19 protein-coding genes are annotated in these 21,634 nt (G+C 71.5%); 11 read left to right on the top strand and 8 right to left on the bottom strand.

Annotation, left to right across the window (positions count from 1 at the left end):
* The first annotated feature begins 152 nt into the window (after positions 1 to 152).
* Positions 153 to 902: an SDR family oxidoreductase gene (locus ACN20J_RS39280; protein ID WP_419667754.1), complete on the top strand. Its 750-nt coding sequence runs from the start codon at positions 153 to 155 to the stop codon at positions 900 to 902.
* Between the two features lie 406 nt (positions 903 to 1,308).
* On the opposite strand, the gene alc is transcribed toward ACN20J_RS39280, so the two are convergent.
* Both alc and allB read right to left on the bottom strand, forming a co-directional pair.
* The gene (gene alc / locus ACN20J_RS39275) at positions 1,309 to 2,439 is read right to left on the bottom strand and encodes an allantoicase (RefSeq protein ID WP_419669035.1); all 1,131 of its coding nucleotides are present in this window, start codon (positions 2,437 to 2,439) and stop codon (positions 1,309 to 1,311) included.
* A 138-nt stretch (positions 2,440 to 2,577) separates the two neighbouring features.
* Complete coding sequence (gene allB, locus ACN20J_RS39270) at positions 2,578 to 3,927, bottom strand: allantoinase AllB (protein ID WP_419667753.1); 1,350 nt, start codon at positions 3,925 to 3,927, stop codon at positions 2,578 to 2,580.
* 296 nt (positions 3,928 to 4,223) lie between these two features.
* Between allB and ACN20J_RS39265 the strand changes: the two genes are divergently transcribed.
* The gene (locus tag ACN20J_RS39265; RefSeq protein WP_189840837.1) at positions 4,224 to 5,024 is read left to right on the top strand and encodes an IclR family transcriptional regulator; all 801 of its coding nucleotides are present in this window, start codon (positions 4,224 to 4,226) and stop codon (positions 5,022 to 5,024) included.
* Positions 5,025 to 5,106: 82 nt separating this feature from the next.
* On the opposite strand, the gene ACN20J_RS39260 is transcribed toward ACN20J_RS39265, so the two are convergent.
* On the bottom strand, positions 5,107 to 5,421 hold the full coding sequence (locus ACN20J_RS39260; RefSeq protein WP_189840836.1) for a DUF5955 family protein: 315 nt from the start codon (positions 5,419 to 5,421) through the stop codon (positions 5,107 to 5,109).
* Between the two features lie 224 nt (positions 5,422 to 5,645).
* Here ACN20J_RS39260 and ACN20J_RS39255 point away from each other — a divergent pair, with 224 nt between their 5' ends.
* Together ACN20J_RS39255 and aceB are read left to right on the top strand one after the other, a co-directional pair.
* Positions 5,646 to 6,245 (top strand): nucleotidyltransferase family protein, encoded by a 600-nt coding sequence (locus ACN20J_RS39255; protein ID WP_190227134.1) that lies wholly within the window; start codon positions 5,646 to 5,648, stop codon positions 6,243 to 6,245.
* Positions 6,246 to 6,447: 202 nt separating this feature from the next.
* Positions 6,448 to 8,082: a malate synthase A gene (gene aceB, locus ACN20J_RS39250; protein ID WP_361990736.1), complete on the top strand. Its 1,635-nt coding sequence runs from the start codon at positions 6,448 to 6,450 to the stop codon at positions 8,080 to 8,082.
* A gap of 21 nt (positions 8,083 to 8,103) precedes the next feature.
* Here aceB and ACN20J_RS39245 read toward each other — a convergent pair whose 3' ends face one another.
* Positions 8,104 to 8,385, bottom strand: coding sequence for a SelT/SelW/SelH family protein (locus ACN20J_RS39245; RefSeq protein WP_189841019.1), 282 nt, complete (start codon positions 8,383 to 8,385; stop codon positions 8,104 to 8,106).
* Positions 8,386 to 8,462: 77 nt separating this feature from the next.
* Entirely contained in the window at positions 8,463 to 9,377 is a 915-nt protein-coding gene (locus tag ACN20J_RS39240; protein ID WP_361895176.1) for a HipA family kinase, read from the bottom strand.
* Between the two features lie 248 nt (positions 9,378 to 9,625).
* Between ACN20J_RS39240 and ACN20J_RS39235 the strand changes: the two genes are divergently transcribed.
* On the top strand, positions 9,626 to 10,003 hold the full coding sequence (locus tag ACN20J_RS39235) for a hypothetical protein (RefSeq protein WP_419667752.1): 378 nt from the start codon (positions 9,626 to 9,628) through the stop codon (positions 10,001 to 10,003).
* Positions 9,970 to 10,458 (top strand): calcium-binding protein, encoded by a 489-nt coding sequence (locus ACN20J_RS39230; RefSeq protein ID WP_419669034.1) that lies wholly within the window; start codon positions 9,970 to 9,972, stop codon positions 10,456 to 10,458. The genes ACN20J_RS39235 and ACN20J_RS39230 overlap by 34 nt, the downstream gene beginning before the upstream one ends.
* Before the next feature lie 133 nt (positions 10,459 to 10,591).
* Here ACN20J_RS39230 and ACN20J_RS39225 read toward each other — a convergent pair whose 3' ends face one another.
* Positions 10,592 to 13,648 (bottom strand): helix-turn-helix transcriptional regulator, encoded by a 3,057-nt coding sequence (locus ACN20J_RS39225; protein ID WP_419667751.1) that lies wholly within the window; start codon positions 13,646 to 13,648, stop codon positions 10,592 to 10,594.
* 317 nt (positions 13,649 to 13,965) lie between these two features.
* Between ACN20J_RS39225 and ACN20J_RS39220 the strand changes: the two genes are divergently transcribed.
* Positions 13,966 to 14,589, top strand: a complete 624-nt coding sequence (locus ACN20J_RS39220) for a hypothetical protein (RefSeq protein WP_419667750.1) — start codon at positions 13,966 to 13,968, stop codon at positions 14,587 to 14,589.
* A gap of 74 nt (positions 14,590 to 14,663) precedes the next feature.
* Positions 14,664 to 15,425 (top strand): dienelactone hydrolase family protein, encoded by a 762-nt coding sequence (locus ACN20J_RS39215; RefSeq protein ID WP_419667749.1) that lies wholly within the window; start codon positions 14,664 to 14,666, stop codon positions 15,423 to 15,425.
* Between the two features lies 1 nt (position 15,426).
* On the opposite strand, the gene ACN20J_RS39210 is transcribed toward ACN20J_RS39215, so the two are convergent.
* The gene (locus tag ACN20J_RS39210; protein ID WP_419667748.1) at positions 15,427 to 16,980 is read right to left on the bottom strand and encodes an IucA/IucC family protein; all 1,554 of its coding nucleotides are present in this window, start codon (positions 16,978 to 16,980) and stop codon (positions 15,427 to 15,429) included.
* 101 nt (positions 16,981 to 17,081) lie between these two features.
* On the opposite strand from ACN20J_RS39210, the gene ACN20J_RS39205 reads away from it, so the two are divergent.
* The 3 genes from ACN20J_RS39205 to ACN20J_RS39195 all read left to right on the top strand — a co-directional run bounded on the left by ACN20J_RS39205 (position 17,082) and on the right by ACN20J_RS39195 (position 20,860).
* Positions 17,082 to 18,602 carry an IucA/IucC family protein gene (locus ACN20J_RS39205; RefSeq protein ID WP_419667747.1) on the top strand — a complete coding sequence of 507 codons (1,521 nt, stop codon included), beginning with the start codon at positions 17,082 to 17,084 and terminating at the stop codon, positions 18,600 to 18,602.
* A gap of 93 nt (positions 18,603 to 18,695) precedes the next feature.
* On the top strand, positions 18,696 to 19,976 hold the full coding sequence (locus tag ACN20J_RS39200; protein ID WP_266753524.1) for a VWA domain-containing protein: 1,281 nt from the start codon (positions 18,696 to 18,698) through the stop codon (positions 19,974 to 19,976).
* A complete protein-coding gene (locus ACN20J_RS39195) occupies positions 19,976 to 20,860 on the top strand; it encodes a hypothetical protein (protein WP_419667746.1) in 885 nt (294 codons plus the stop codon). The genes ACN20J_RS39200 and ACN20J_RS39195 overlap by 1 nt, the downstream gene beginning before the upstream one ends.
* A gap of 106 nt (positions 20,861 to 20,966) precedes the next feature.
* Here ACN20J_RS39195 and ACN20J_RS39190 read toward each other — a convergent pair whose 3' ends face one another.
* Complete coding sequence (locus tag ACN20J_RS39190; RefSeq protein ID WP_189840825.1) at positions 20,967 to 21,599, bottom strand: winged helix-turn-helix transcriptional regulator; 633 nt, start codon at positions 21,597 to 21,599, stop codon at positions 20,967 to 20,969.
* Positions 21,600 to 21,634 lie beyond the last annotated feature (35 nt).

The following is a 21,634-nucleotide window of genomic DNA, read 5'->3' as shown; positions in this document are numbered from 1 at the left end:
GGGAGAACGCTTGAAGCGGAGGGGAGAGTTCCGGGTGGCCCCCGCATGGGTGACGTCGTGTCCGGGTGCGGGTGACGTCGAGTCTCGGCTCGGGTGACCTCGGTGTCCGTACGCCGCCAGCGTTTCGCCTTGCCGGCCGCTGGGATGGACCCATGACCTCACAAGCAACCATGAACGGAACCGTGGCCCTCGTGACCGGCGGCAGCCGCGGGATCGGGGCCGCGACCGCCGTGCGGCTCGCCCGGGAGGGCGCGGATGTCGCCCTGACCTACGTACGCGACAAGGAGGCCGCCTGCAACGTCGTGGACCGGATCCGGGCGCTGGGGCGGCGGGCCCTCGCCCTCCGCGCGGATGCCGCCGACGCGGAGGAGGCCGCCGGGGCCGTGGAGCGTGCTGCGGAGGGGCTCGGGCGTCTCGACGTCCTCGTCAACAACGCGGGCGTCGGGGTGCTCGGGCCCCTCGACAGCCTCTCCCTCGCGGACGTCGACCGGGTCCTCGCCGTGAACGTGCGCGGCGTCTTCCTCGCCTCCCAGGCGGCGGCCTCGCGTATGGAGCGTGGCGGGCGGATCATCACCATCGGTACGTGTATGACGCAGCGGGTGCCTGGGCCCGGTGGCACGCTCTACGCCACCGGGAAGTCCGCCCTGGTCGGGCTGACCAAGGCGTTGGCCAGGGAGTTGGGTGAGCGGGGGATCACTGCGAACATCGTGCATCCTGGGCCGATCGACACGGATATGAATCCGGCGGGTGGGCCTTATGCGGGGGGTCAGGCTGCGATGACCGCGGTGGGGCGGTTCGGGACGGTTGAGGAGGTTGCCTCGGCGGTGGCTTATCTGGCGGGGGTGGAGGCGGGGTATGTCACCGGGGCGGAGTTCTCGGTGGATGGGGGGCACGCGGCCTGACTTCGGCGGGGAGGGGTTTTCTCGCCCCCGCCGCCCTTACCCATTCCCGTCCCTTACTCAGGGGCTCCGCCCCCGAACCCCCAAAAGATTGCGCAGTTCCCCGCGCCCCTAGGTCTTTAGGGGCGCGGGGAACTGCGCAGCCCAGCCACGACTCACCCGCACGCATCCCACCCCGCAAGCCCCCGCCCACCCAGCCCGTCCGGCGTTTGAGGACGAGGCCGTCCAGGCCGATCCCCCACCCACCCCGGTCAACCCACCCACCCCCATCAGCCCCGCCCACCCACCCAGCACGTCCGGCGTTTGAGGACGAGCGCGTTTCAGCGCGATAGCGGGGGTCTGGGGGCGGAGCCCCCAGAAAGGGACGGGAATGGGTAGGGGCGGCGGGGGCGAGGAACTGCTCTCCGGGTCAGCCGCCGAGTTCCTGGTGGCGGGCTGCGAGCCGTGCCGCGCCCTCCTCCGTCAAGGAACCGAACAGTCGAAGCCGCGAGATGCCCCCGTCAGGGAAGATGTCGACGCGCGCGTGCGTGCCGACGGACGGGCCCGCGAGGACGAACCGGTGGTTCGTGTCGGGCTGGAGGCGGGTGCGGGGCAGGACCTCGACCCACTCCCCGTCCACACCGTCCCGCACGGAAACGGACGCCCACCCGGCCGAGTTGCCCTTCAGATACGCCGTATCGATCTCGATCGCGCGGACCTCCGACCGGGCCACCAGCTGGTAGCGAATCCAGTCGTGCCCCTGATCCCGCCGCCGCCGCGTCTCCCACCCGTCGTCCATCTTGCGGGACCGCCCCGGCTGGATGGTGTTGGTGGCGGGCGAGTAGAAGAGGTTGGACGCGTCCTCGACCTGCCCGCCGTTCTCCAGGGCGACGACGTCGAAGGTGCCGAGGACCGACAGCCACCGCGGGTCGGGGACGACCTCGCCGTACACGCGAAGGCGCGCGATCCCACCGTCCGGGTGCTGGTTGACGCGGAGGTGGGTGATGCGCTGCTCCACGTCGACGGCGAAGCCGTTGGCCGCGTGGCCACCAACCGCCGTACGGGGTACGAGAGTTGTCCACTTCACGTCATCCGCGAGGAGCTCCTCGGGGGACGGGGAGCCGGGCACCGAGGCACCCTCGACCGACACCGCCTGCGGGTAGTTGCCGCGGAAGTGGGCGGTGTCGATGACGATGCCCCGTACGACACCGGGCGCACCGAGACGTACGAGCGCCCAGTCGTGGTCGTCGGCCGTGGGCCACGGGTGCTCGGCGGAGGCACCGCGCCGGCGCCGGGTCTCCCAGCCGTCCATGATCTTGCCCTTGTGCCCGAAGTGCTCGGGGTCGAACTCGGCCCGCTCGGGCAGGAGCAGGTTCTCGCGCTGGGCGAAGAACTCGTCGTTGGCGGCGATGACCCCGGCCCCGAGCTGCCGGTCGGCGAGGTTGGCGTACTGGGTGAAGGGGAAGTCGGCGCTGCGGTGGTCCGCGTACGGGTCGCCGCCTCCGTAGGGGTTCGCGTCGCCGGTGAAACGGGCCAGGGGGGATTGGTGCTGCGCCGTCACAGTGATCAGGTCTGCCTTTCGGGAGTCGGCCGCTGCGGGTGCGGGTTCGTGCGCGAATCGCTGGTACGGGTACCGGCTCTTCATTCCTCTTTCAGTGGGCTTTATGTAGATCTATGTAGATCTATTGGAGGGGGCTGACTACGGGCGCCTGGACAGGAGTTGGCCCCTCGGTTCAGCGAACTCCCCCTCCGCCACGATGCGTTCGCCGCGCAGCCACGTGGATCTCACGACTCCGTGCAGCGTCCGTCCCGCGTACGCGGTGACCCGGTTGCGGTGTTGGAGCGCGGCGGGGTCGACGGTGAACGTCTCGTCGGGTGCGAGGACCGCGAAGTCGGCGTCGTGGCCGACCGCTATGGCACCCTTGCGGCCGTCGAGGCCGACCAGTCGGGCCGTGCGCGAGGACATCCAGCGAACCACGTCCTCCAGGCCGTACCCGCGCCCCCGGGCCGCGGTCCAGACGGCGGAGAGGCTGAGCTGGAGGCCGGAGATGCCGCCCCACGCGGTCGCGAAGTCGTCGGTCTTGAGGTCGGCCGTCGACGGGGAGTGGTCGGTGACCACGCAGTCGATCGTGCCGTCGGCCAGCGCCTGCCACAGCAGGTCCTGGTTGGCGGCCTCACGGATGGGCGGGCAGCACTTGAACTCGCTTGCCCCGTCCGGGACTTCCTCGGCCGTCAGGGTCAGATAGTGGGGGCAGGTCTCGACCGTGATGCGTACGCCCTCGGCCTTGGCGGCGGCGATCAGCGGCAGCGCGTCGCTGGACGACAGGTGCAGCACGTGGACGCGGGCGTTGAGGCGCTTGGCCTGGGCGATGAGGTTCGTGATGGCGGTGTTCTCGGCGTCGCGCGGTCGCGAGGCGAGGAAGTCGGCGTACTTCTGGCCGCTCTTCTGCGGGGCCGCCGCGAGGTGGTGCGGGTCCTCGGCGTGCACGATCAGCAGACCATCGAATCCGGCGATCTCCGCGAGGGACAGGGCGAGTTGCTCCTGGTCCAGCTCGGGGAACTCGTCGACCCCGGAGGGCGACAGGAACGCCTTGAAGCCGAAGACGCCCGCGTCATGCAGGAGCCGCAGGTCCTTGACGTTGTCGGGCAGGGCGCCGCCCCAGAAGCCGACGTCGATGTGCGCCTTGGAGCGGGCGACGTCCTTCTTGGTGCGGAGGTGGTCGACCGTCGTGGTCGGCGGCAGGGAGTTGAGGGGCATGTCGACGAGGGTCGTGATGCCGCCGGCCGCCGCGGCCCGCGTGGCGGTCCAGAAGCCCTCCCACTCCGTGCGGCCCGGGTCGTTGACGTGCACGTGGGTGTCGACGAGGCCGGGCAGCAGGACGTCGTCACCGAAGTCCTCCAGCCGGGCTCCGGCCGGCACCTCGGCGTCGTGCGCGAGCACGGCCGTGATCTTCCCCCCGGAGACGGCGACCGAAGCGGCCCGCGTCCCTTCGGGGGTGATCACGCGCGTCGAGCGCAGGATCAATTCGTCCCATCCGTCGTCGGACACCCGGACCCCTCTCCATGCCGCACGTCTCTCCACGCCGCACATGTCTCTGTGCCGCCCGTCGCCTTCCGCCGTTTACTTCCACGTAACGGAATTCAACGTTCTGTTGAAGGAGTCTTCACTCCCCACTCCATGCCGTCAAGAGTCGGCTTCTCGACCGGCCGTCGCAGGCGAAAACCCTGGACGTTTCCACAAAGCGGAATTACACTTCCACCACGCAGAACGTAACCACACCGAGCCGTGCAGTCAACCAACTGCCGGGTAGGCTGCCTCCCTGCCCGCCTGAAAGGACCGCGCCCGTGCCGACGTCCAGCGCCAGCACCACCGACGCCAAGCCAGCCGCCGCCTCCGGTGGCGTCCAGTCTCTTGAGCGCGCCTTCGATCTGCTGGAGCGGATGGCGGACGCGGGCGGTGAGGTCGGACTGAGCGAGTTGTCCGCGAGCAGCGGGTTGCCGCTGCCCACCATCCACCGTCTCATGCGCACGCTCGTGGCCTGCGGATATGTACGCCAGCAGGCCAACCGGCGCTATGCGCTCGGCCCGCGTCTGATCCGGCTCGGCGAGTCCGCGTCCCGGCTGCTCGGCACCTGGGCCCGCCCCTATCTGGCGCGGCTGGTCGAGGAGACCGGCGAGACGGCGAACATGGCGCTGCTCGACGGCGACGAGATCGTGTACGTGGCACAGGTGCCGTCCAAGCACTCGATGCGGATGTTCACCGAGGTGGGCCGCCGGGTGCTGCCGCACTCCACGGGTGTCGGCAAGGCCCTGCTCGCGCACGTCCCGGCGGACGAGGTGCGCGCCCTCCTGTCCCGTACGGGCATGCCCGCGGCGACGGACAAGACGATCACGACCCCGGACGAGTTCCTCAGCGCGCTCGAAGAGGTACGGAGCGCCGGGTACGCGGTGGACGACAACGAGCAGGAGATCGGAGTCCGCTGCCTCGCCGTCTCCGTGCCCAACTCCCCCACCGCCGCGGCGATTTCGATCTCCGGTCCGGCCGGCCGTGTCACCGAGACGGCGACGGAGCGGATCGTGCCCGTGCTCCAGCAGGTCGCGGTGGAGCTGTCGGAGGCCCTGGCCAGCTCGGGATCGGCGACCTGAGGCCGGTTCGGGGTCGGCGACTGAGCGCCGGTGGGGGCTCGGCGACCTGAACTCCCGGCCGGGATCGGCCACTTGACCGGCCTCAGCGCCGGGGTGGCTCCCCGAAGAGTTCCACCGCGGTGCGTACGCCCGCGAGTCCGGCGGCCAGTGCGCTGACCGAGCCGATGGAACCGGCGATCAGGAGCAGTGAGCGGCGCAGCCGGGGCACCTCCGGCATCCCGGTGACGGCCATCGCGGCGAGCGCCGCGAGCTCGTCCTCCGCGATGCCGCGGTCCGGGAACTCGGCCGGATGCGCGGCGAGTTCGCGGCGCAGCCTGGACACCGCGGTCCGCAACTCCGCCACTCTCGGATCCTCGTCGCTGCCGGTCACTGGCCTCTGTCCCAAGCTCCGCAACACAGCTCTCCCCCCTCGCACGTCTTTGTGCGCGATTCGTCGTACCCGCTCCGCGCCGCCCGCCCAAAACCGCCCCGCGGCGTTGGTCAGGCGCCCAGGGACGCGGGACAGTAAACGCCACCCGATGCGGTGGGCGCCACCACGAGGACCGAAATTCAGTCCCCGGACACCGCGAGGCCCGCGGGGGTTTCGGGGCGCGCCCGCCCCCGGTCCGGTATGCAGGGGGAATGACGGAGAACAACGAGCAGGTCGCCGGGCTGCTGCTGGCCGCCGGCGGGGGCCGGCGTCTCGGCGGGCGCCCCAAGGCGCTGCTGACCCACCAAGGACACCCGCTCGTCGAACACGCGGTCGGAACACTGCGGGCGGGCGGCTGCACCCGGATCCATGTGGTGCTCGGCGCCGCCGCGGACACCGTCCGCGAGCGGGCCCTGCTGCCCGGCTGCGTGCTCGTGGACAACCCCGAATGGGCGCAGGGCATGGGTTCCTCGCTGCGGGCCGGCCTGGACTCGCTGGCCGGTACGGGCGTCAGGGCCGTGCTGGTGTCACTGGTGGACCAGCCGGGGATCGGGCCGGAAGCCGTGGCCCGGGTACACGCTGCGTACGAGTCGGACGAGACGCTCGCGGCGGCCTCGTACGACGGGAAAAGGGGTCACCCGGTGCTGTTCGGCGCCCGGCACTGGGCGGGGATCGCCGCGACCGCGACCGGGGACCGGGGGGCGCGCGCCTATCTGAAGGCACACGAGGACGAGATCGTGCTCGTCGAGTGCGGGGACGTGGCGCAGCCCTTCGACATCGACACGGAGAGCGACCTGGTCCACCTTGAGTGAACGGGGTGGCACCGAGCGCCACATTCCCTCGAAGCGGAGAATCTCGACGTCAACAAATTATTGAACTTCCACCATGAGGAAACTACTATCCACTGTTCAGAAGCGTCCGACTCTCCTCCGGATCCCGTCGGCCGCTTCAGGTTCCGCTGGCACCCGGTGCCGCGGCGTACTCACGTCAGCTCGCTGAAGGAAGTGACAGTTCATGTCCGCACCAGCGCCGTCCCCGCTGGCCATCGTCGACGCCGAGCCCCTGCCCCGGCAGGAAGAGGTCCTCACCGACGCGGCCCTCGCCTTCGTGGCCGAGCTGCACCGGCGGTTCACGCCCCGGCGTGACGAGCTCCTCGCCCGCCGTGCCGAGCGCCGCGCCGAGATCGCCCGCACCTCCACCCTCGACTTCCTCCCGGAGACCGCCGCGATCCGCGCGGACGACTCCTGGCGGGTGGCCCCGTCGCCCGAGGCCCTGAACGACCGCCGCGTCGAGATCACCGGCCCCACCGACCGCAAGATGACCATCAACGCCCTCAACTCGGGCGCCAAGGTGTGGCTCGCGGACTTCGAGGACGCCTCCGCGCCCACCTGGGAGAACGTGGTCACCGGCCAGGTGAACATGGCCGCCGCGTACACCCGCAGCATCGACTTCACCGACGAGCGCACCGGCAAGTCGTACGCCCTGAAGGCCCCCGAGGAGCTGGCGACCGTCGTCATGCGCCCGCGCGGCTGGCATCTGAACGAGCGTCATCTCGTCGACGCCGACGGCACCCAGGTCCCGGGCGCGCTCGTGGACTTCGGCCTGTACTTCTTCCACAACGCCCAGCGCCTCCTCGACCTCGGCAAGGGCCCGTACTTCTACCTCCCGAAGACGGAGTCGCACCTGGAGGCCCGGCTCTGGAACGAAGTGTTCGTCTTCGCGCAGGACTACGTCGGCATCCCGCAGGGCACCGTCCGCGCGACCGTCCTGATCGAGACGATCACGGCGGCGTACGAGATGGACGAGATCCTCTACGAACTCCGCGACCACGCCTCGGGGTTGAACGCGGGCCGCTGGGACTACCTCTTCTCCATCGTCAAGAACTTCCGTGACGGCGGGCAGAAGTTCGTCCTGCCGGACCGCAACGCGGTGACGATGACGGCCCCGTTCATGCGCGCGTACACCGAACTCCTCGTCCGCACCTGCCACAAGCGCGGCGCGCACGCGATCGGCGGCATGGCCGCGTTCATCCCCTCGCGGCGCGACGAAGAGGTCAACAAGGTCGCCTTCGAGAAGGTCAAGGCCGACAAGGACCGTGAGGCGGGCGACGGCTTCGACGGATCCTGGGTGGCCCACCCGGACCTCGTGCCGATCGCGATGGCGTCCTTCGACGCCGTGCTCGGCGACCGGCCGAACCAGAAGGACCGGCTCCGCGAGGACGTCGACGTGAAGGCCGCCGACCTCATCGCCGTCGACAGCCTCGACGCGCGGCCCACGTACGACGGACTCGTCAACGCCGTGCAGGTCGGCATCCGTTACATCGAGGCCTGGCTGCGCGGTCTCGGCGCCGTCGCGATCTTCAACCTGATGGAGGACGCGGCGACGGCCGAGATCTCCCGCTCGCAGATCTGGCAGTGGATCAACGCGGGCGTCGAGTTCGAGCACGACGGGAACATGGTGAAGGCCACGCCCGAGCTGGCCCGCGAGGTCGCCGCTCAGGAACTCGCCGACATCCGCGCCGAGATCGGCGAGGAGGCCTTCGCGGCCGGCAACTGGCAGCGGGCCCACGACCTGCTGCTCACGGTCGCCCTCGACGAGGACTACGCGGACTTCCTGACCCTGCCCGCCTACGAGCAACTGGCCGGCTGAGCCGCCCCAGCCGCGGACGCCTCACTTCTCCGAGTGGCCCAGGGACTTTTCCGGGGCCACTCGGTCGCGTACGAGGCGCTTGACGGCCGTCGGCTCCGGGAAACCCTGCTCGCGGCGGTCCCAGACCACCTCGTCGTCGACCCGTACGACGAAGACGCCACCGGTGCCGGGCTTGAGCGCGAGCTCCGTCAGCTCCTGCTCGAAGGTGGTGAGGAGTTCCTGGGCGAGCCAGGCGGCGCGGGGCAGCCAGCGGCACTGGGTGCAGTACTCGATCTGAACGCGGTGCGTGTTCTCAGTGGTCACGATGTCCGTAGTCGCGTTCTCAGTAGTCGCGTTCTCGGTGGTCACGTTCTCGGTAGTCACGTGACCATTCTCGGCGGTCATCCGAGGTGTACCGACCCGTCGTGTTCCACCGCCGGCTTGCCGTGCAGGTCGGGGACCTGCTTGAGCCAGTCCGGCCGCCCCCGCCGGGTCTTCGCCGCGCGGTCCGCGTCCTCGGCGGCCAGCTGCTCGCGAGTGGGGAAGTCCGTGGGCAGCCAGGCCGCGGAGGCCCTGGCGCGGGCGAGGAGATAGCCGACGTACGCCTCACGGGCCTCGTCCGGGGTCGCGAAACCGGGCTCGTCGGCGAGCCAGGCGTCGGGCACCTCCGCCGTGATCGCGCGCAGCAGTTCCTCCGTCACCCTGGGCGCGAGCTCGGCGTCCGCCGCGCGGGTGTCGGGGGTCTGGCCGCCGAGCGCGTGGCGCCGGAAGTCGTACGCCTTCTCCGGCTCGGAGGCGTCCCAGCGGTGGTGGAAGACCAGGGCCGCGCCGTGGTCGATCAGCCACAGCCGCGGGGGCGCGACGCCGAGCGTGGGCCAGATCATCAGGTTCGAACTGTGCGTCGTACGGTCCACGTTGACCGTGAGGGCGTCCAGCCAGATGATCCTGCCCGCCTCCAGCGGGTCGACGGGGAACGTCTGAGCGACCTCCGGGGTGAAGTCCTTGGCGCCGGACAGGTAGTCCATGCCGAGATTCAGGCCCGCGCTGGCCCGGAGCAGGTCCTGGACCTCCTGGTGGGGCTCGTGCGCGCCGATCGCCGGGTCGAAGTCCACCAGCACCAGCTCGGGGAACCGCAGCCCGAGGGCGCGCGCCAGCTCCCCCACGATGACCTCGGCGACCAGCGCCTTGCGCCCCTGCGCCGAGCCCGTGAACTTCACGACGTAGGTGCCCAGGTCGTCCGCTTCGACGATCCCGGGGACGGAGCCGCCCGCCCGGAGGGGTTCGATGTAACGGGTCGCGCTAACTTTCCTCAGCATTTTCTCGGGCCACCTGCTTCATTGACCTTGCAATCCATGGACGACCTTGGAGCTGTCAAACAGCGGAAAGTGCCCGGCGTGAAGTGAGCATAGTAATCGAGTGCCAGTAATTGGGGGGCGTTCCCCCATGTGCCTCCCGGGTCCCGCGGCCACTGTGAGCAGGTCGATTCACACAACCGAGAGGGATCCCCATGGGCAGAAAAGCGTTACTCCGGGTCTTGGTGGTCGCGGCGATGGCGGGTTCCGCGGTGACCTTGACCGGAGGGCCGGCGAGCGCGGCCACCGGGGTGTTCAAGAGCGGGACCAACATCGTCGTGAACGCGGCGCAGGGCCGCGCGAACAACATCACGGTCAGCCTGTCCGGGAGCTTCGTCATCATCCAGGACACCGCCGACACCCTGACCGCCGGGCTCAACTGCACCCTCCTGGTCAACGGCACGGTGGCCTGCCCGGTGGCGGTCAACTCCGACACGGTCGTGGTCAACGCCGGGGACGGCAACGACGTCATCACCAAGACCGGCAACGTCCGCGGTGACCTCAAGGGCGAGTCGGGCAACGATGTCGTCAACGGCGGCCCAGCCCCGGCAGCAACATCCTCAACGGCGGCTCGGGCACCGACACCCTGAACGGCGGCGTCACCTTCGACCTCCTCATCGGCGGCCCCGGTGCCGACCGGCTCAGCGGCGGGGGTGGCACCAGCGACCTCGTCAGCTACCTGGACAGCACCGCCGGCGTGTTCGTCGACATCGACAACGCCGCCGACGACGGCATCGGCGGAGAGGGCGACAACGTCCTCACCGACGTCGAGTTCGTCTACGGCAGCCAGTTCGGCGACACGCTCACCGGGGGCGCGGCGGGCGACATCCTCTCCGGCTTCGGAGGCAACGACCTCCTGCTGGGCGGCGCGGGCAACGACACCCTGGTCGGCGGTGCCGGCAGCGACACCCACAACGGCGGCGCAGGCAACGACACCCTCGACGCTGTCGACGGCGTGTCCGGCAACGACTCCCTCAACGGGGGCGCCAACACCGACACCTGCACCGCCGACACGAGCGACACGAAGACCGCCTGCGAGGCCTGACCACCCGCGTCCGCTGAATCCGCAGCCGTTGTCGTCTCGTCACTCTGGAGCGTCTGCCGCGAGCCCGGTTCCACCGCTCGCGCCAGGCGCTCCAGCGCCAGTCCAGGGCAGCGGTGCCGCACGGGCGGTGGAGTCAGTGCCCGTCCGCGTACCGGCGTGCCAGGGTGATCAGGGCGGCCCGGCCGCTCTGGTCGGTACGGTTCCGGAGACTCGCGAGGTGCTTCTCGACGGTGCGTGGCGAGAGGAAGAGCTGCTCGGCGATCTCCTGGTTGCCGAGCCCCCGGCCGAGCAGGCGCAGCACCTCGTACTCCCTCGCGGTCACCCCCGCCCGCCGCAGCTCCTGCGGAATCGTGTCGTGGCCCTCGCGGCGGCGGGCCACGGGAGAGCCCGCTTCCCGCAGCAGGGCGCGGCAGGCGGCCGACACCCGTGCCGTACCCCGGTCGTGGAAGAACTGCTCGGCGGCGCGCAGCCACTCGACGGGCTGTCCCCAGCCGTCGGCGAGCGCCGCGGAAGCGCCCAGGCGCAGACACAGGTGGCGGGCCAGGGGTATGGCGTCGGTCCCGGCCAGCGCTTCCTCCGCTGCCTTGGCGGCCTCGGCGGCACGGCCCTCGCGGCCCAGCAGCACGGCCCGGGACCACCCCGCGAACGGCCGGTCCCAGTGGACCTGGGTGAGCCGGTCCGCGACGGCCCCGTCCACCTCCGCCCAGCCGGCCGCGCCCCGCACGGTCCGCAGGAGCAGATAGGGGCCCAGGAAACCGGTGACTCCGCGCGTGCTGGGCAGTGCGCGCATGGCCTGGTCCGCCTCCGTGAACTCGGCCATCGCGCGGTCGGGTTCCTCCCGCAGCAGGGAGCAGATGCCGTGGGCCCAGCCCCACACGGAGGTGTCGGCGTAGCCCCAGAGCGCTCCGGCGCTCCGTCCGGCCAGTGCGCTCTCCATGACGTGCAGCGCGGCCTGGAGTTTCTGCCGGTCCCCGCGTGAGGCGGCGATGATGGCGTCCACTCCGACGCCGATCAGCTGCACCTCGCGCAGCCGCAGCCGGTGGGCCGTCGTCCGGAGCCGCGTGGCGGACTCCAGGGCTCTGTCGTGCTCGTCGCGCAGCACATGAGCCTGTGCCAGATGCATGTCGGCCCAGGCCGTCATGAGCACCGCACCGGTCTCCTCGGCCGCCTTGCGCGCGGCCAGCAGCCGATCGGTTCCGGTGGTCCGGATGCGGTCGAGGACGCCGAGTTCCAGCAGGCCTCGTATCCGCCAGACCGGCAGTGCGTGGGTCTCGGCCGTGGCCACCAGGCGTTCGAACACCTTTTCCGCCTCGGTCAGGTCCTGGGGCCGCAGGCAGTACCCGAGCATGTTCAGCGCCTTGCAGCTGACCTCCGGCAGTCCGACCGCCTCGGCGGTCGCCACGGCCCCTTCGGCCAGGGCCCTGGCGCTCTCCAGCCGGTCCGGGCGCCGCGAGTTGAGCACCAGGTGCGCGGCGACCGAGTCCAGGGCGGCGCGGGACGCGGGGTCGGGCTCGGCTCCGAGCAACTCCCGTGCCCGCCGCACGGCGGTCAGGCCCTCCTCCCACTGCTGCGCGGTGGCGGCGGCTCTGGCCCGGGTCAGGAAACCGGCGGCGCGGCGGGCGGGCGGCGCGCCCCACACGGTCAGGACGTCGTCCAGCCGGTCGCCGAGCTCCGGCACGCGCTGGACGTCGCCCGTGAGGACGAGTGTCCCCAGTAACTCCTCCAGCAGTCCGGCCACCGCCTCGGGCGGGGCGTCCGCGGCGCCGGAGGTCAACTCCAGCCCCCGGTCGAGGAGTTCCACCGCGGTCAGCAGCGCGCCCCGCAGGACCGCCTGCCGGCCGGCCCGGGTGAGCAGCACGGCCGCCCGCGCCCGCTGCCCGCCGGCGACACACAGCTCCGCGGCCAGGCGGTACAGGTCGTCACCCGAGTCACCGCCGATCAGACCGTGCGGCTCCCCGGCCCGCCGGGCGGGACGGCCCGCGTCACGCGGCTCCGGCCCAGCCGCGTCGTCGCCCTCGATGGCGTCGGCGGACTCGATCACGCCGGCGGACTCGATCGCGTCGGCCGCGGCGAGACAGAGTGCCGCCCGCTCCACGGGCAGCAGCCGGTGGGTGATGGCGTCGGCGGTCAGGGCGTGGCGGAACGTGTGCCAGCCGGGCTCCTCCGCGGTGGCGCCGTCCGTGACCAGTTGGGCGCGTGCCGCGTAGCGCAGCTGGCGCAGTGCCGTCACCCTGTCGAGCCCGGCGACACGGGCGGCGATGTCCACGGGGAAGCGCCTGCCCAGGACGGCCGCCGCCTCCAGGAACGCGACACCGGGCGGTTCCAGGTGGTCCACGCGCTGAAGGACGGCGGCGGCGACCGTCGCGGGCACGTGGGCGTTCAGCGAGCCGGTCACCGTCCAGCCGTCGCCCTTCCGCTGAACGAGGTCGCCGCTGTCGACCATGGCGGTCAGCAGTTCCTCCACGACGAACGGGACACCTTCGGAGACGGCGTGCAGCCGGTCGAGTACGGCTGCCGGTACGTGGCCCGCGTCGCCGTGGCCCAGACAACGGGCGGCCAACTCCGCGGTGTGGGCGGGGCCGAGGCGGGCGAGGCGCAGGGTGCGGGCCGTCCGGCGGGACGCGGCGGCCTCGGCGAGGTCGAGGGCCGGTCCGGGCCCACCGCGCAGTGTGGCCAGCAGGACGGCCCGCTGGCCGGGAAGGTTGTCCGTGAGGTAGTCGACGATGGTGAGCGTGTCGGCGTCCGCGTCGTGCAGGTCCTCCAGCACCAGGACACAGCCGCCGCTGCGTCCGAGGGCCCCCAGCAGCCGCAGCACCGCCTCGGCATAGCCCACCAGCGGCGCGCCGTCCTGCGGCGCCAGCCCGCACAGTCGCGACAGCAGCGGCTCGTACGGGCCCAAGTCCCCGTCGGCGGGCGCCCCTTCGCCGCGCAGTCCGGAGAACACGGCCTCCGCCAGCGGGCGCAGCGGCACCGCGCGCCCGGCGGACGCGGCCCGCCCGCGCAGCACCCGTAACCCGGCGCGTACGGCGGCGTCCGCGGCCTCCTCGACGAGGCGTGACTTGCCGATGCCCGGCTCGCCCAGCACGAATACCGAGGAGCCCCGCCCCTCGCCCGCCGATCGGACGGCCGAGGTCAGAAGATCCCGCTCCGGTTCTCTGCCGACCAGTACCGATGACGACAACGACGACACTCAGGCCCCCCTGCGCCCTCTTCCGGGATACCCCCCACCGGCACCCTTCGAAAGCTCCTTCGAGTCCGCACAGCGTAGTACCCACGAGTCACAGGGGCCGCACAACTACATGGGGGCCGTTCCCCGATGTCCACGGTGGCGGGCGGGCGGCAGGCTCTTCTCCAGCAGGGCAGGGGGGACAGGGCATGGCCCGGGGGACATGCCCTGCCTGCTGTTCGTTCTTCGATGGGGGTCGCCACATGTCTTCAACACCGTCAACGCGGTCAACGCGGTCGGCGTCGCGTGCCCGCGTATGGATCACCGCGGGGTTTCTGAGCGTGGCCCTGTGCGGGTGTTCGTCGCTCACCGGAAGCACGGCCGACGGCACGGGAGGAAGCGCGGGAGGCGACAACGACGGGGCGTCGTCGACGAGTTCGGCGGCGGACAGCCCGGACGCACCGGAGGTACCGGCGACCGCGCTGGACCTGGAGCGGGTGTGCACGGACGGGCTCGGCTATTCGGGGATGCCCGCCTACGACCGTACGAAGAAGACCGTGCACCCGGCGATGCTCATGAACAACCCCGGCGACAGCTGGTCCCAGTTCGAGCCGCCCGCCGGTGACTTCCCCAAGGGCTGGATCCTCGGTTACGTGGGCAAGCCGGCCGACGCCGAGCTGGTCGTCTGCGTCGAACGCACCAAGGCGAGCCCTACCGGCAAGAAGTGCGACATGGAGAGCGACGACGGCAAACCGTTCACCGTCAGCACGTACAACACCTCGTACCGCCTGAAGGTCGTCGAGGCGCGCACGGGCAAGGAGTTGTACAAGTACACGGGTGAGGCCAAGTCCGACGAGTGCCCGATGTACATCTTCACCTCGGAGGGCGAGGACAAGGACAAGTACTACAACGAAGTGCGGCCGAAGGACTACCGCAAGCGCGTACAGCCCTTCATCGCGCCCTAGCCTTCTCCCCTCGGCCGTCCCGCCCGTCGCCTTCAGCTCGGCCGTCCCCGTCGCCTCTCCCCCCGGAGGACAGCATGCCCGACACGACCACCACCACCGCCGTCGATCTGACCGAGCTCAGCGTCGCCCGCGGTGGCTCCCGTCGGCTCACCGGCCATCTCACCCGGCCCGTGGGGGCGGGCCCCTGGCCCGGTGTCGTCGTGGTCCATGAGGCACTGGGCGTCAACGATGTGATGCACCGTCAGACGGAACGGCTGGCGAGAGCCGGGTACTTGGTCGTCATGCCGGACCTGTTCACCGACGGCGGGACCGTCCGCTGCCTGGTGCCGACTTTCCGGGCCGCCCTGTCCGGACACGGCCGTGCCTTCCGCGACATCGAGGCGGCCCGCACCCGCCTCGCCGAGGATCCCGACTGCACCGGGCGGATCGGCATCATCGGCTTCTGCATGGGCGGTTCCTTCGCCCTCCTCGCCGTGAACGACGGAGAGTTCGACGCCGCCTCCGTCAACTACGGCCGTCTGCCGAAGGAGCTCGACGGGGCGCTCGCCGATTCCTGCCCCGTGGTGGCGAGTTACGGGGCCCGCGACCGTACGCTGCCGGGCGCGGCCCGCAGGCTGGAGGCATCCCTCGACCGGCTCGGCATCGTCCACGACGTCAAGGAGTACCCGGAGGCCGGGCATTCGTTCCTCAACGACGCCGAGATCGGGCCGCGCGCGCTGCGTCCGCTGATGCGAGTCGCCGGAATCAGGCCGCATCCGGAGTCGGCCGTCGACGCGTGGCGGCGCATCGACGGCTTCTTCGCCACGCACCTCAAGGCGGAAGACCGGAAGGGCTGACTCACCCGAAGGGGTTCGGGACCGGCAGATAGCGTGCGTCGGCGCCGTCCGCGCCGGTCCAGCGCAGCAGCAGGTTCGTCTTGCCGGGCAGGGTCGGGGCCCGGAGCAGTTCGGCCACCTCGGGCAGCTCCGCGTCGTACCGCGTCAGCTCTCGTCGCACGGCGTCCCAGAGCTCCATGCCCGGGTACCGCTCCCCCAGCGCCTCCGCGATCTCCAGGAGGTTGTTGACGACCAGGCAGTACACCAGCCGCTCCCACCCGGCCGCACGCGTCACCTCGGGCAGCAGTTTCACGCCCTCCGCGTCGCGGAACAGCGCCTGCATCGGCAGCCCGTCACTGTCCAGAGCGATCACCGTGTTCTGCAGATGCGCTTCGAGTACGACCCCGTGCCGGGCGAACAACTCCAGGGCGGGCGAGACGACTTGACGCAGATACGCCGTCCACCAGGCGGCCGGGTCGGCGAGGCCGTCGAGGGGGTTGCCCTCGAAGGCCTCGATGCCCTGCGCGCCCTCCGTGCCGGGCGTCCCCTCCGTCAGCGCAGCCGCCAGAATCGGGGTCGCTCCAGGAGCCACATGCGCGCGCAGCCCGTCGCGTACGAGGACGGCGAGCTCCTCGAAGGCGAAGTCCGCGGTGCGGTAGCCGCGGTCGCTCAGCCATGCCGCGGGAGTGTCCGTGGCGTCGAAGGCCGAGGTCACCGCCGTGTCCGTGCGGCGCAGCCGGAGGAGGTCGTGGCGCCAGAGACGGCGGATGTCGTTCGTGATGCGGACGTCGAGGCTGAACTTCAGGAAGAGGTCGGTGTCGGGGACGTACAGCGTGCGAATGGCCGCCGTGGGCCAAGCCGTCCACGAGGAGGAGCCGAGCCGTACGAGGCGGCCGTCCGCGAAGGCCTCGCGGATCTCCGGGCGGGCGCCGACGAGGTCGAGCTGCCAGGGGTGGACGGGCAGGAGGCGATAGCCGGGCGGTGCCTCGCCCAGCGCGTCGAGCGCGCCCGTGTCACCGTCCTCCACGCACACGTCCTCCCTCAGCCCCAGGAGCACCAGCGGAAAGCGGGTGTACGCCTCGGGGGCGTACGGAATCCAGCCGGAGACAGGGCCCCCACCACGGGCCTTGGGGGCGGGATGGTAGGGATGTCCGGTGATCAGGGACTGTTCGGAACGCCGGTACAGGTCGTCGGGCGGGGTCGTCCCCTCCCTGGCGGTCAGGATCGCCGCCACCGCGTCCCGGCTGTCGATCATCTCGATGGGCAGTTCGGGGTTGGACAGGCCGGTGTGCCCGCGGAGGACCTCGGCGGTGAGTTTGACCAGTTCCGCGTGGGTCAGGCGCTGCCAGGCACCGGCCGCGTACACCTCCGGCTCGGCGGGGCGGCGTCCGGCGCGCACCCGTAGGAGCCGTCCCCCGGCCGGCAGCCGGTACACGCGCCGGTCGGCGGGCTCCCCGGGCCCCGGTGCGGGCTCGCCGAGTTCCCGGAGCAGACAATTGAGCAGCGGCGCCGCCGCGTACGCATCGGCTGCTTCGCCGATGCCGTCCCCGGGGTGGATGGGTGGCATGGGGTGCATGAGGTCCACGCGATCCGTTCGTTGCGTACGGTGCCCTGGCGCTCAGTATGTCCGGTGTTGTACCCGGCCGCGACGCCGTCCCCACACTCTAGGAGCCCTCTGTGCACCCTCCCCGCCCCCCGGTCGGGACCGAGGCCGTTCTCGCCGCCGAGCTGCGCACGGCACGCCCCGCCCTGCTGTCCCCGTACGCGGTCGAACTCCCCGGTGCCCGCTCGGCCGTGCTGACACGGCTGTGGCGCGGGCTCGTCCATGAGCCGCTGCCCTGGGTCACGAGCCGGGAGCCTGCGGGGCGTGACGGGCTGGTGCTGCGGCTGGCCGACGGGCGTCGTCTGCACGGCCCGGTCTCGGACGCGTACGCGACGGCCGCCACCGTCAGGGAGGTCGAGCTGGACGGGACGGCGTACCGCCATCCGGCCGCTCTCATGGCGGCACTCGGGCTGCCGCACGGGCACGCCTTCGCCGTCGAACTCGGGCACAGCGTCGCCTCGTTGGCCCTCTCCCGCGCCAACCAGCCGGCGATGAGCTCTCCTTTCACGTCCTGGGGGTGGGAGCAGCGGGTCGTGGACGGGCATCCGTTCCACCCCAACTGCCGTTCCCGGCCCGGCTTTTCGGTGGCCGAGCAGCTGGCGTACGCGCCGGAGCACCGGGCGGAGGTCGAGCTGGGGTCGGTGGCCGTGCCGGAGGGTGGCTGCCTGGTGGGCGGGGAGTGGCCGTACCGGGAGGCGGGGCGCGTGCTGATCCCCGTACATCCGTGGCAGGCGCGGCATGTGCTGAAGGACGAGCGGGCGGTCGGGGAAGGTGTCGCCGGGGAGGGCCTGGCCGCGCATCCGCTGATGTCCCTGCGGACCCTGGCTCTCCCGGACGGACCGCACGTCAAAACCGCGCTCAGCGCCCGGCTAACCTCCTCCGTGCGGGACATCTCGGTGTACTCGATCGAGTCGGCGGCGGCCGTGTCGGCGTTCATGGAGGCGATGGCCGGGCGGCTGGACGGGATGCTGCACATCACCCGCACGCTCGGCGCGGTCACCGCCAACACCCCTGATCTGGCAGCGGTGTTGCGCGAGTCCCCGGACGTGTACGCGGGGGCGGGCGAGCGGGTCGTCCCGGTCGCCGCTCTCGCCACGACCGTGCTGCCCCAGTCCCCGGCCTGGCTCGCCGAGTTCAGCCGGCTCGCGCTCACCGTCGGGCTGCGTCTGCTCGACCTGGGAGTGGCCCTGGAGGCGCACGGCCAGAACCTGCTGGTGGTGCTCTCGCCCGCGGGCGCCCCGCTGCGGCTCGTCTACCGCGACCTGGCCGACATCCGGATCAGCCCGGCGCGACTGGCCCGCCACAGCATTCCGGCCCCGGCACTGACGGGCCGTATCGTCACGGACGACGAGTCCGTCCTGCGCGCCAAGCTCTTCGGCTCGCTCGTCGCGGGCGCACTGGCGGCAACGGCAGGTTCGACGTCCGCGCTGCGAGAGGCGCTGTCCGCGGCCGTACGGGATCTGCCGCGCACCCCGGATCTCGCGGCACTGCTCGAAGAGCCGCTGCCCGCCAAGGCGTTGACGACGATGCGGCTGTCGCCCGAGCGGCCGGGGGACATCTGGGCGCGGCTGCCGAACCCGCTCGTCGGCTCCTGACCACCTCGCGCCGGCCCTCGCGCCGGCCCTCGCGCCGGCCCTCGCCCCGCTCTCGTTTTGTTGCGCGACGCCATTGATCAATAGGATCCGGCGATGATCACAAGACAACGGCTGGCGGTGGGCGCCTGCGCCCTGCTCGCCGCCCTGACGGCCGGGATCGCCCTCCCTGCCGGAGCCGTCGCCGGCGAACCCACGGGTGACGCAGCACCCAAGGTCGACCTCGTCCTCGACGTCAGCGGTTCGATGCGCGCGCGGGACATCGACGGACAGACGCGGATGGCCGCGGCGAAGCAGGCCTTCAACGAGGTCCTCGACGCGACCCCCGAGGAGGTCCAGCTCGGCATACGGACACTCGGCGCCAACTACCCCGGCGACGACCGCAAGACGGGCTGCAAGGACACCGAACAGCTCTACCCCGTCGGGCCGTTGGACCGTACGGAGGCGAAGACCGCCGTCGCGACCCTCGCGCCCACCGGCTGGACCCCGATCGGCCCGGCGCTCCTCAAGGCGGCCGACGATCTGGAGGGCGGCGAGGGCTCCCGCCGCATCGTCCTCATCAGTGACGGCGAGGACACCTGCGCCCCGCTGGACCCGTGCGAGGTGGCCCGGGAGATCGCCGCCAAGGGGATCGGCCTCACCATCGACACGCTCGGTCTGGTGCCGAACACCAAACTGCGGCAGCAGCTGAGCTGTATCGCGGAGGCGACCGGCGGCACGTACACGTCGATCGAGCACACCGACGAACTCACCGACAAGGTCAACCAGTTGGTGGACCGGGCCGCCGACCCGGTGGTCACGCCGGTCGCCGTGGACGGCGCGGACGCGTGCGCGCAGGCGCCCACGCTCAAGTCCGGGCTCTACACCGACCGCGAGGAGTTCGGGCAGCACCGCTGGTACCGCGTGGACGTCCCGGCGGGCTTCGAGCTGCGCGCGTCGGTGAGCGTGGCGGCCGACCGTCAGGTCAACCGCGACTACGGGGTGTCGCTGCGGGCGGTGACCGCGAGCGGGCGCGAGATCGTGCGCGGCGAGTCGACCGGCTCCGGCCGGACCGACGTGATGTCCGCCGGTCTGCGCTACCCGAAGGCGGAGAGCGAGGACGACGACGATTCCGACAGCAAGCCCGCAGCCGAGGCCGTTTGCCTGCAAGTCGCGAACTCCTTCTCGGCGGCCTCCGGCGTCAAGACCACGCCCGGACTGCCGCTCGAACTGACCGTGGACGTCGTCGACGCTCCTGACACGTCGAGCGACGTGGCCTCCTTCGGCCTCGGTCGCGGCTGGTGGCTGCTCGGCGCCCTGGTGCTCACCGGCTTCCTCGCGGGTGTGCTGTGGGGCTGGGTCTCACGCTGGCGGGTCGCGGTCTGGAGGACCAACTGATGCGTACCACTCGTGTGTTGAGTAGTTTCCGTGTTCTGCCTGGCGTCCGCGCAGGCGGTGCTGGGCGGGCAGGCCGTGTCGTCCGTGCGGTGGGTGCGGGGCTGCTGGTGCTGGGGGCCGCCGCGTCCCCCGCGGTCGCCGACTCCTCCCCCTCCGCGAGCCCGTCGGACGACGGCGCCGGGCCCACCTCGGCCGGTACGTCGTTCCGTACGGCGGCCGAGGTCGACCAGGGGCAGATGGCGACCGCGAGCGCGTCCATGGGCGACTACCTGTACTGGTCGTTCCCCGCCGACGCCGGGCAACGGCCCACCGTGAAGGCGACGGTGAAGCTGCCCGACGCGCATGCCTCCGCGACCTGGCAGGTCGACGTGTACGACGGTCTGCGGCGCCGCCAGGCGTGCCAGTACGGAGCGCAGACGCGGACGGCAGCCCAGGACGCGGCCTCCGTGGAGCTGTCCTGCACGCTGCGTACGGTCCGTGCCTGGTCCGAACCGTGGGCCGACGACCCGTTGCCCGGCACGTACTACGTCCGGCTGACCACCGTCGGCCTCAAGGCGGCCGACCTCGGGCTGCCGGTGAGCGCCGAGGTCCAGATCGACTCGAAGGACATCGGCGGGGCCGCCGCGGTGGACGGCTCGCTGGCCGAGCCGCTCGTTCCCGGGGTCGCCGTGGCGGCCAAGGGCGACGACAGCGACGAGGACTCCGAGACCTCGGTCGCCGTGCTGTCCAGCATCGAGCCCGATGACGGATGGGCCTCCGGCTGGTGGTCCGACCGTTGGGTGTGGACCGGCGTGGGTGGTGTGCTGGCTGCGCTCGCGGGAGTTGGCGGGTACTCGCTCACGCGGGGAGCGGGGCGGCCTCGGGGGGTTCCGCCGGGCGCCTGAGTGCACAGCCCTGTGCCCCTGACGGGGCACGGACAGGCCCGTCGCGCCAACTCCATGGTGCGGCGGGCCTTTTGGTGTCCCGGGCCAGGGGGCAGGGGGCAGGGGGTCAGGCGTCCCGGAGTGTCTTGGCCAGAGGGCTTTCGCCTGTCACCGTGATGCGGCCGTCCCGTACCGCGTCGAGGAGGGCGAGGTCGCCTTTCGCGAGTGCTGTACATGCCTCGGCGTCGAGGGAAAGGCCGGCGTCGGGTTCCTCGGGAGCCGGGCCCTCCCCGTAGACCGGGCCGTCAGGCGCGCCCAGTCGTACGTAGAACTCCCCTTCGTCGAGCCGGACTTGGACGACGCCGTCGCCAAGTCCCTCCAGGGAGCGCAGCAACGGGAGCGCGAACCAGTGGGCGCGTACCGCGTCGGTGGGGCGGCGTTCCGACAGCAGGGGTGCGCCCCACTCGCCGAGCGCCTGGAGGACGGGCAGCAACTCGCGCCCACGTGCGGTGAGTTCGTACACGTTCGCAGCTCCCGGCGGTGGCAGCCTACGCCGGGTCGCCAGGCCGTCCCGCTCCATGTCCTTGAGCCGGGAGGCGAGGACGTCCGTGCTCACGCCGGGCAGATCCGCGTGCAGGTCGGTGTAGCGGCGCGGACCGGCCAGCAGCTCGCGGACGATCAGGAGGGTCCAGCGGTCACCGAGGGCGTCGAGGGCCCGGGCAGCGGAACAGTACTGGTCGTAGCTTCGGCGAGGTGACATGCGACGCAGTCTAGACAACTTGTTGGACTTTCCAA

Origin of the sequence: Streptomyces sp. 2-1 (genome assembly GCF_048564895.1) — a bacterium.
Taxonomy (GTDB): Bacteria; Actinomycetota; Actinomycetes; order Streptomycetales; family Streptomycetaceae; genus Streptomyces; species Streptomyces phaeochromogenes.
The sequence above is the reverse complement of the archived record's forward strand: the minus strand, read 5'-3'. Positions and strand labels throughout refer to the sequence as shown.

Excerpts from the sequence above, each read along its gene's own strand:
- ACN20J_RS39195 (WP_419667746.1), top strand. The coding sequence starts at position 19,976 with ATGCGTACCACTCGTGTGTTGAGTAGTTTCCGTGTTCTGCCTGGCGTC.
- ACN20J_RS39210 (WP_419667748.1), bottom strand. The coding sequence starts at position 16,980 with ATGCACCCCATGCCACCCATCCACCCCGGGGACGGCATCGGCGAAGCA.
- ACN20J_RS39280 (WP_419667754.1), top strand. The coding sequence starts at position 153 with ATGACCTCACAAGCAACCATGAACGGAACCGTGGCCCTCGTGACCGGC.
- ACN20J_RS39190 (WP_189840825.1), bottom strand. The coding sequence starts at position 21,599 with ATGTCACCTCGCCGAAGCTACGACCAGTACTGTTCCGCTGCCCGGGCC.
- ACN20J_RS39240 (WP_361895176.1), bottom strand. The coding sequence starts at position 9,377 with ATGCTGAGGAAAGTTAGCGCGACCCGTTACATCGAACCCCTCCGGGCG.
- ACN20J_RS39255 (WP_190227134.1), top strand. The coding sequence starts at position 5,646 with ATGACGGAGAACAACGAGCAGGTCGCCGGGCTGCTGCTGGCCGCCGGC.
- ACN20J_RS39215 (WP_419667749.1), top strand. The coding sequence starts at position 14,664 with ATGCCCGACACGACCACCACCACCGCCGTCGATCTGACCGAGCTCAGC.
- ACN20J_RS39200 (WP_266753524.1), top strand. The coding sequence starts at position 18,696 with ATGATCACAAGACAACGGCTGGCGGTGGGCGCCTGCGCCCTGCTCGCC.
- aceB (WP_361990736.1), top strand. The coding sequence starts at position 6,448 with ATGTCCGCACCAGCGCCGTCCCCGCTGGCCATCGTCGACGCCGAGCCC.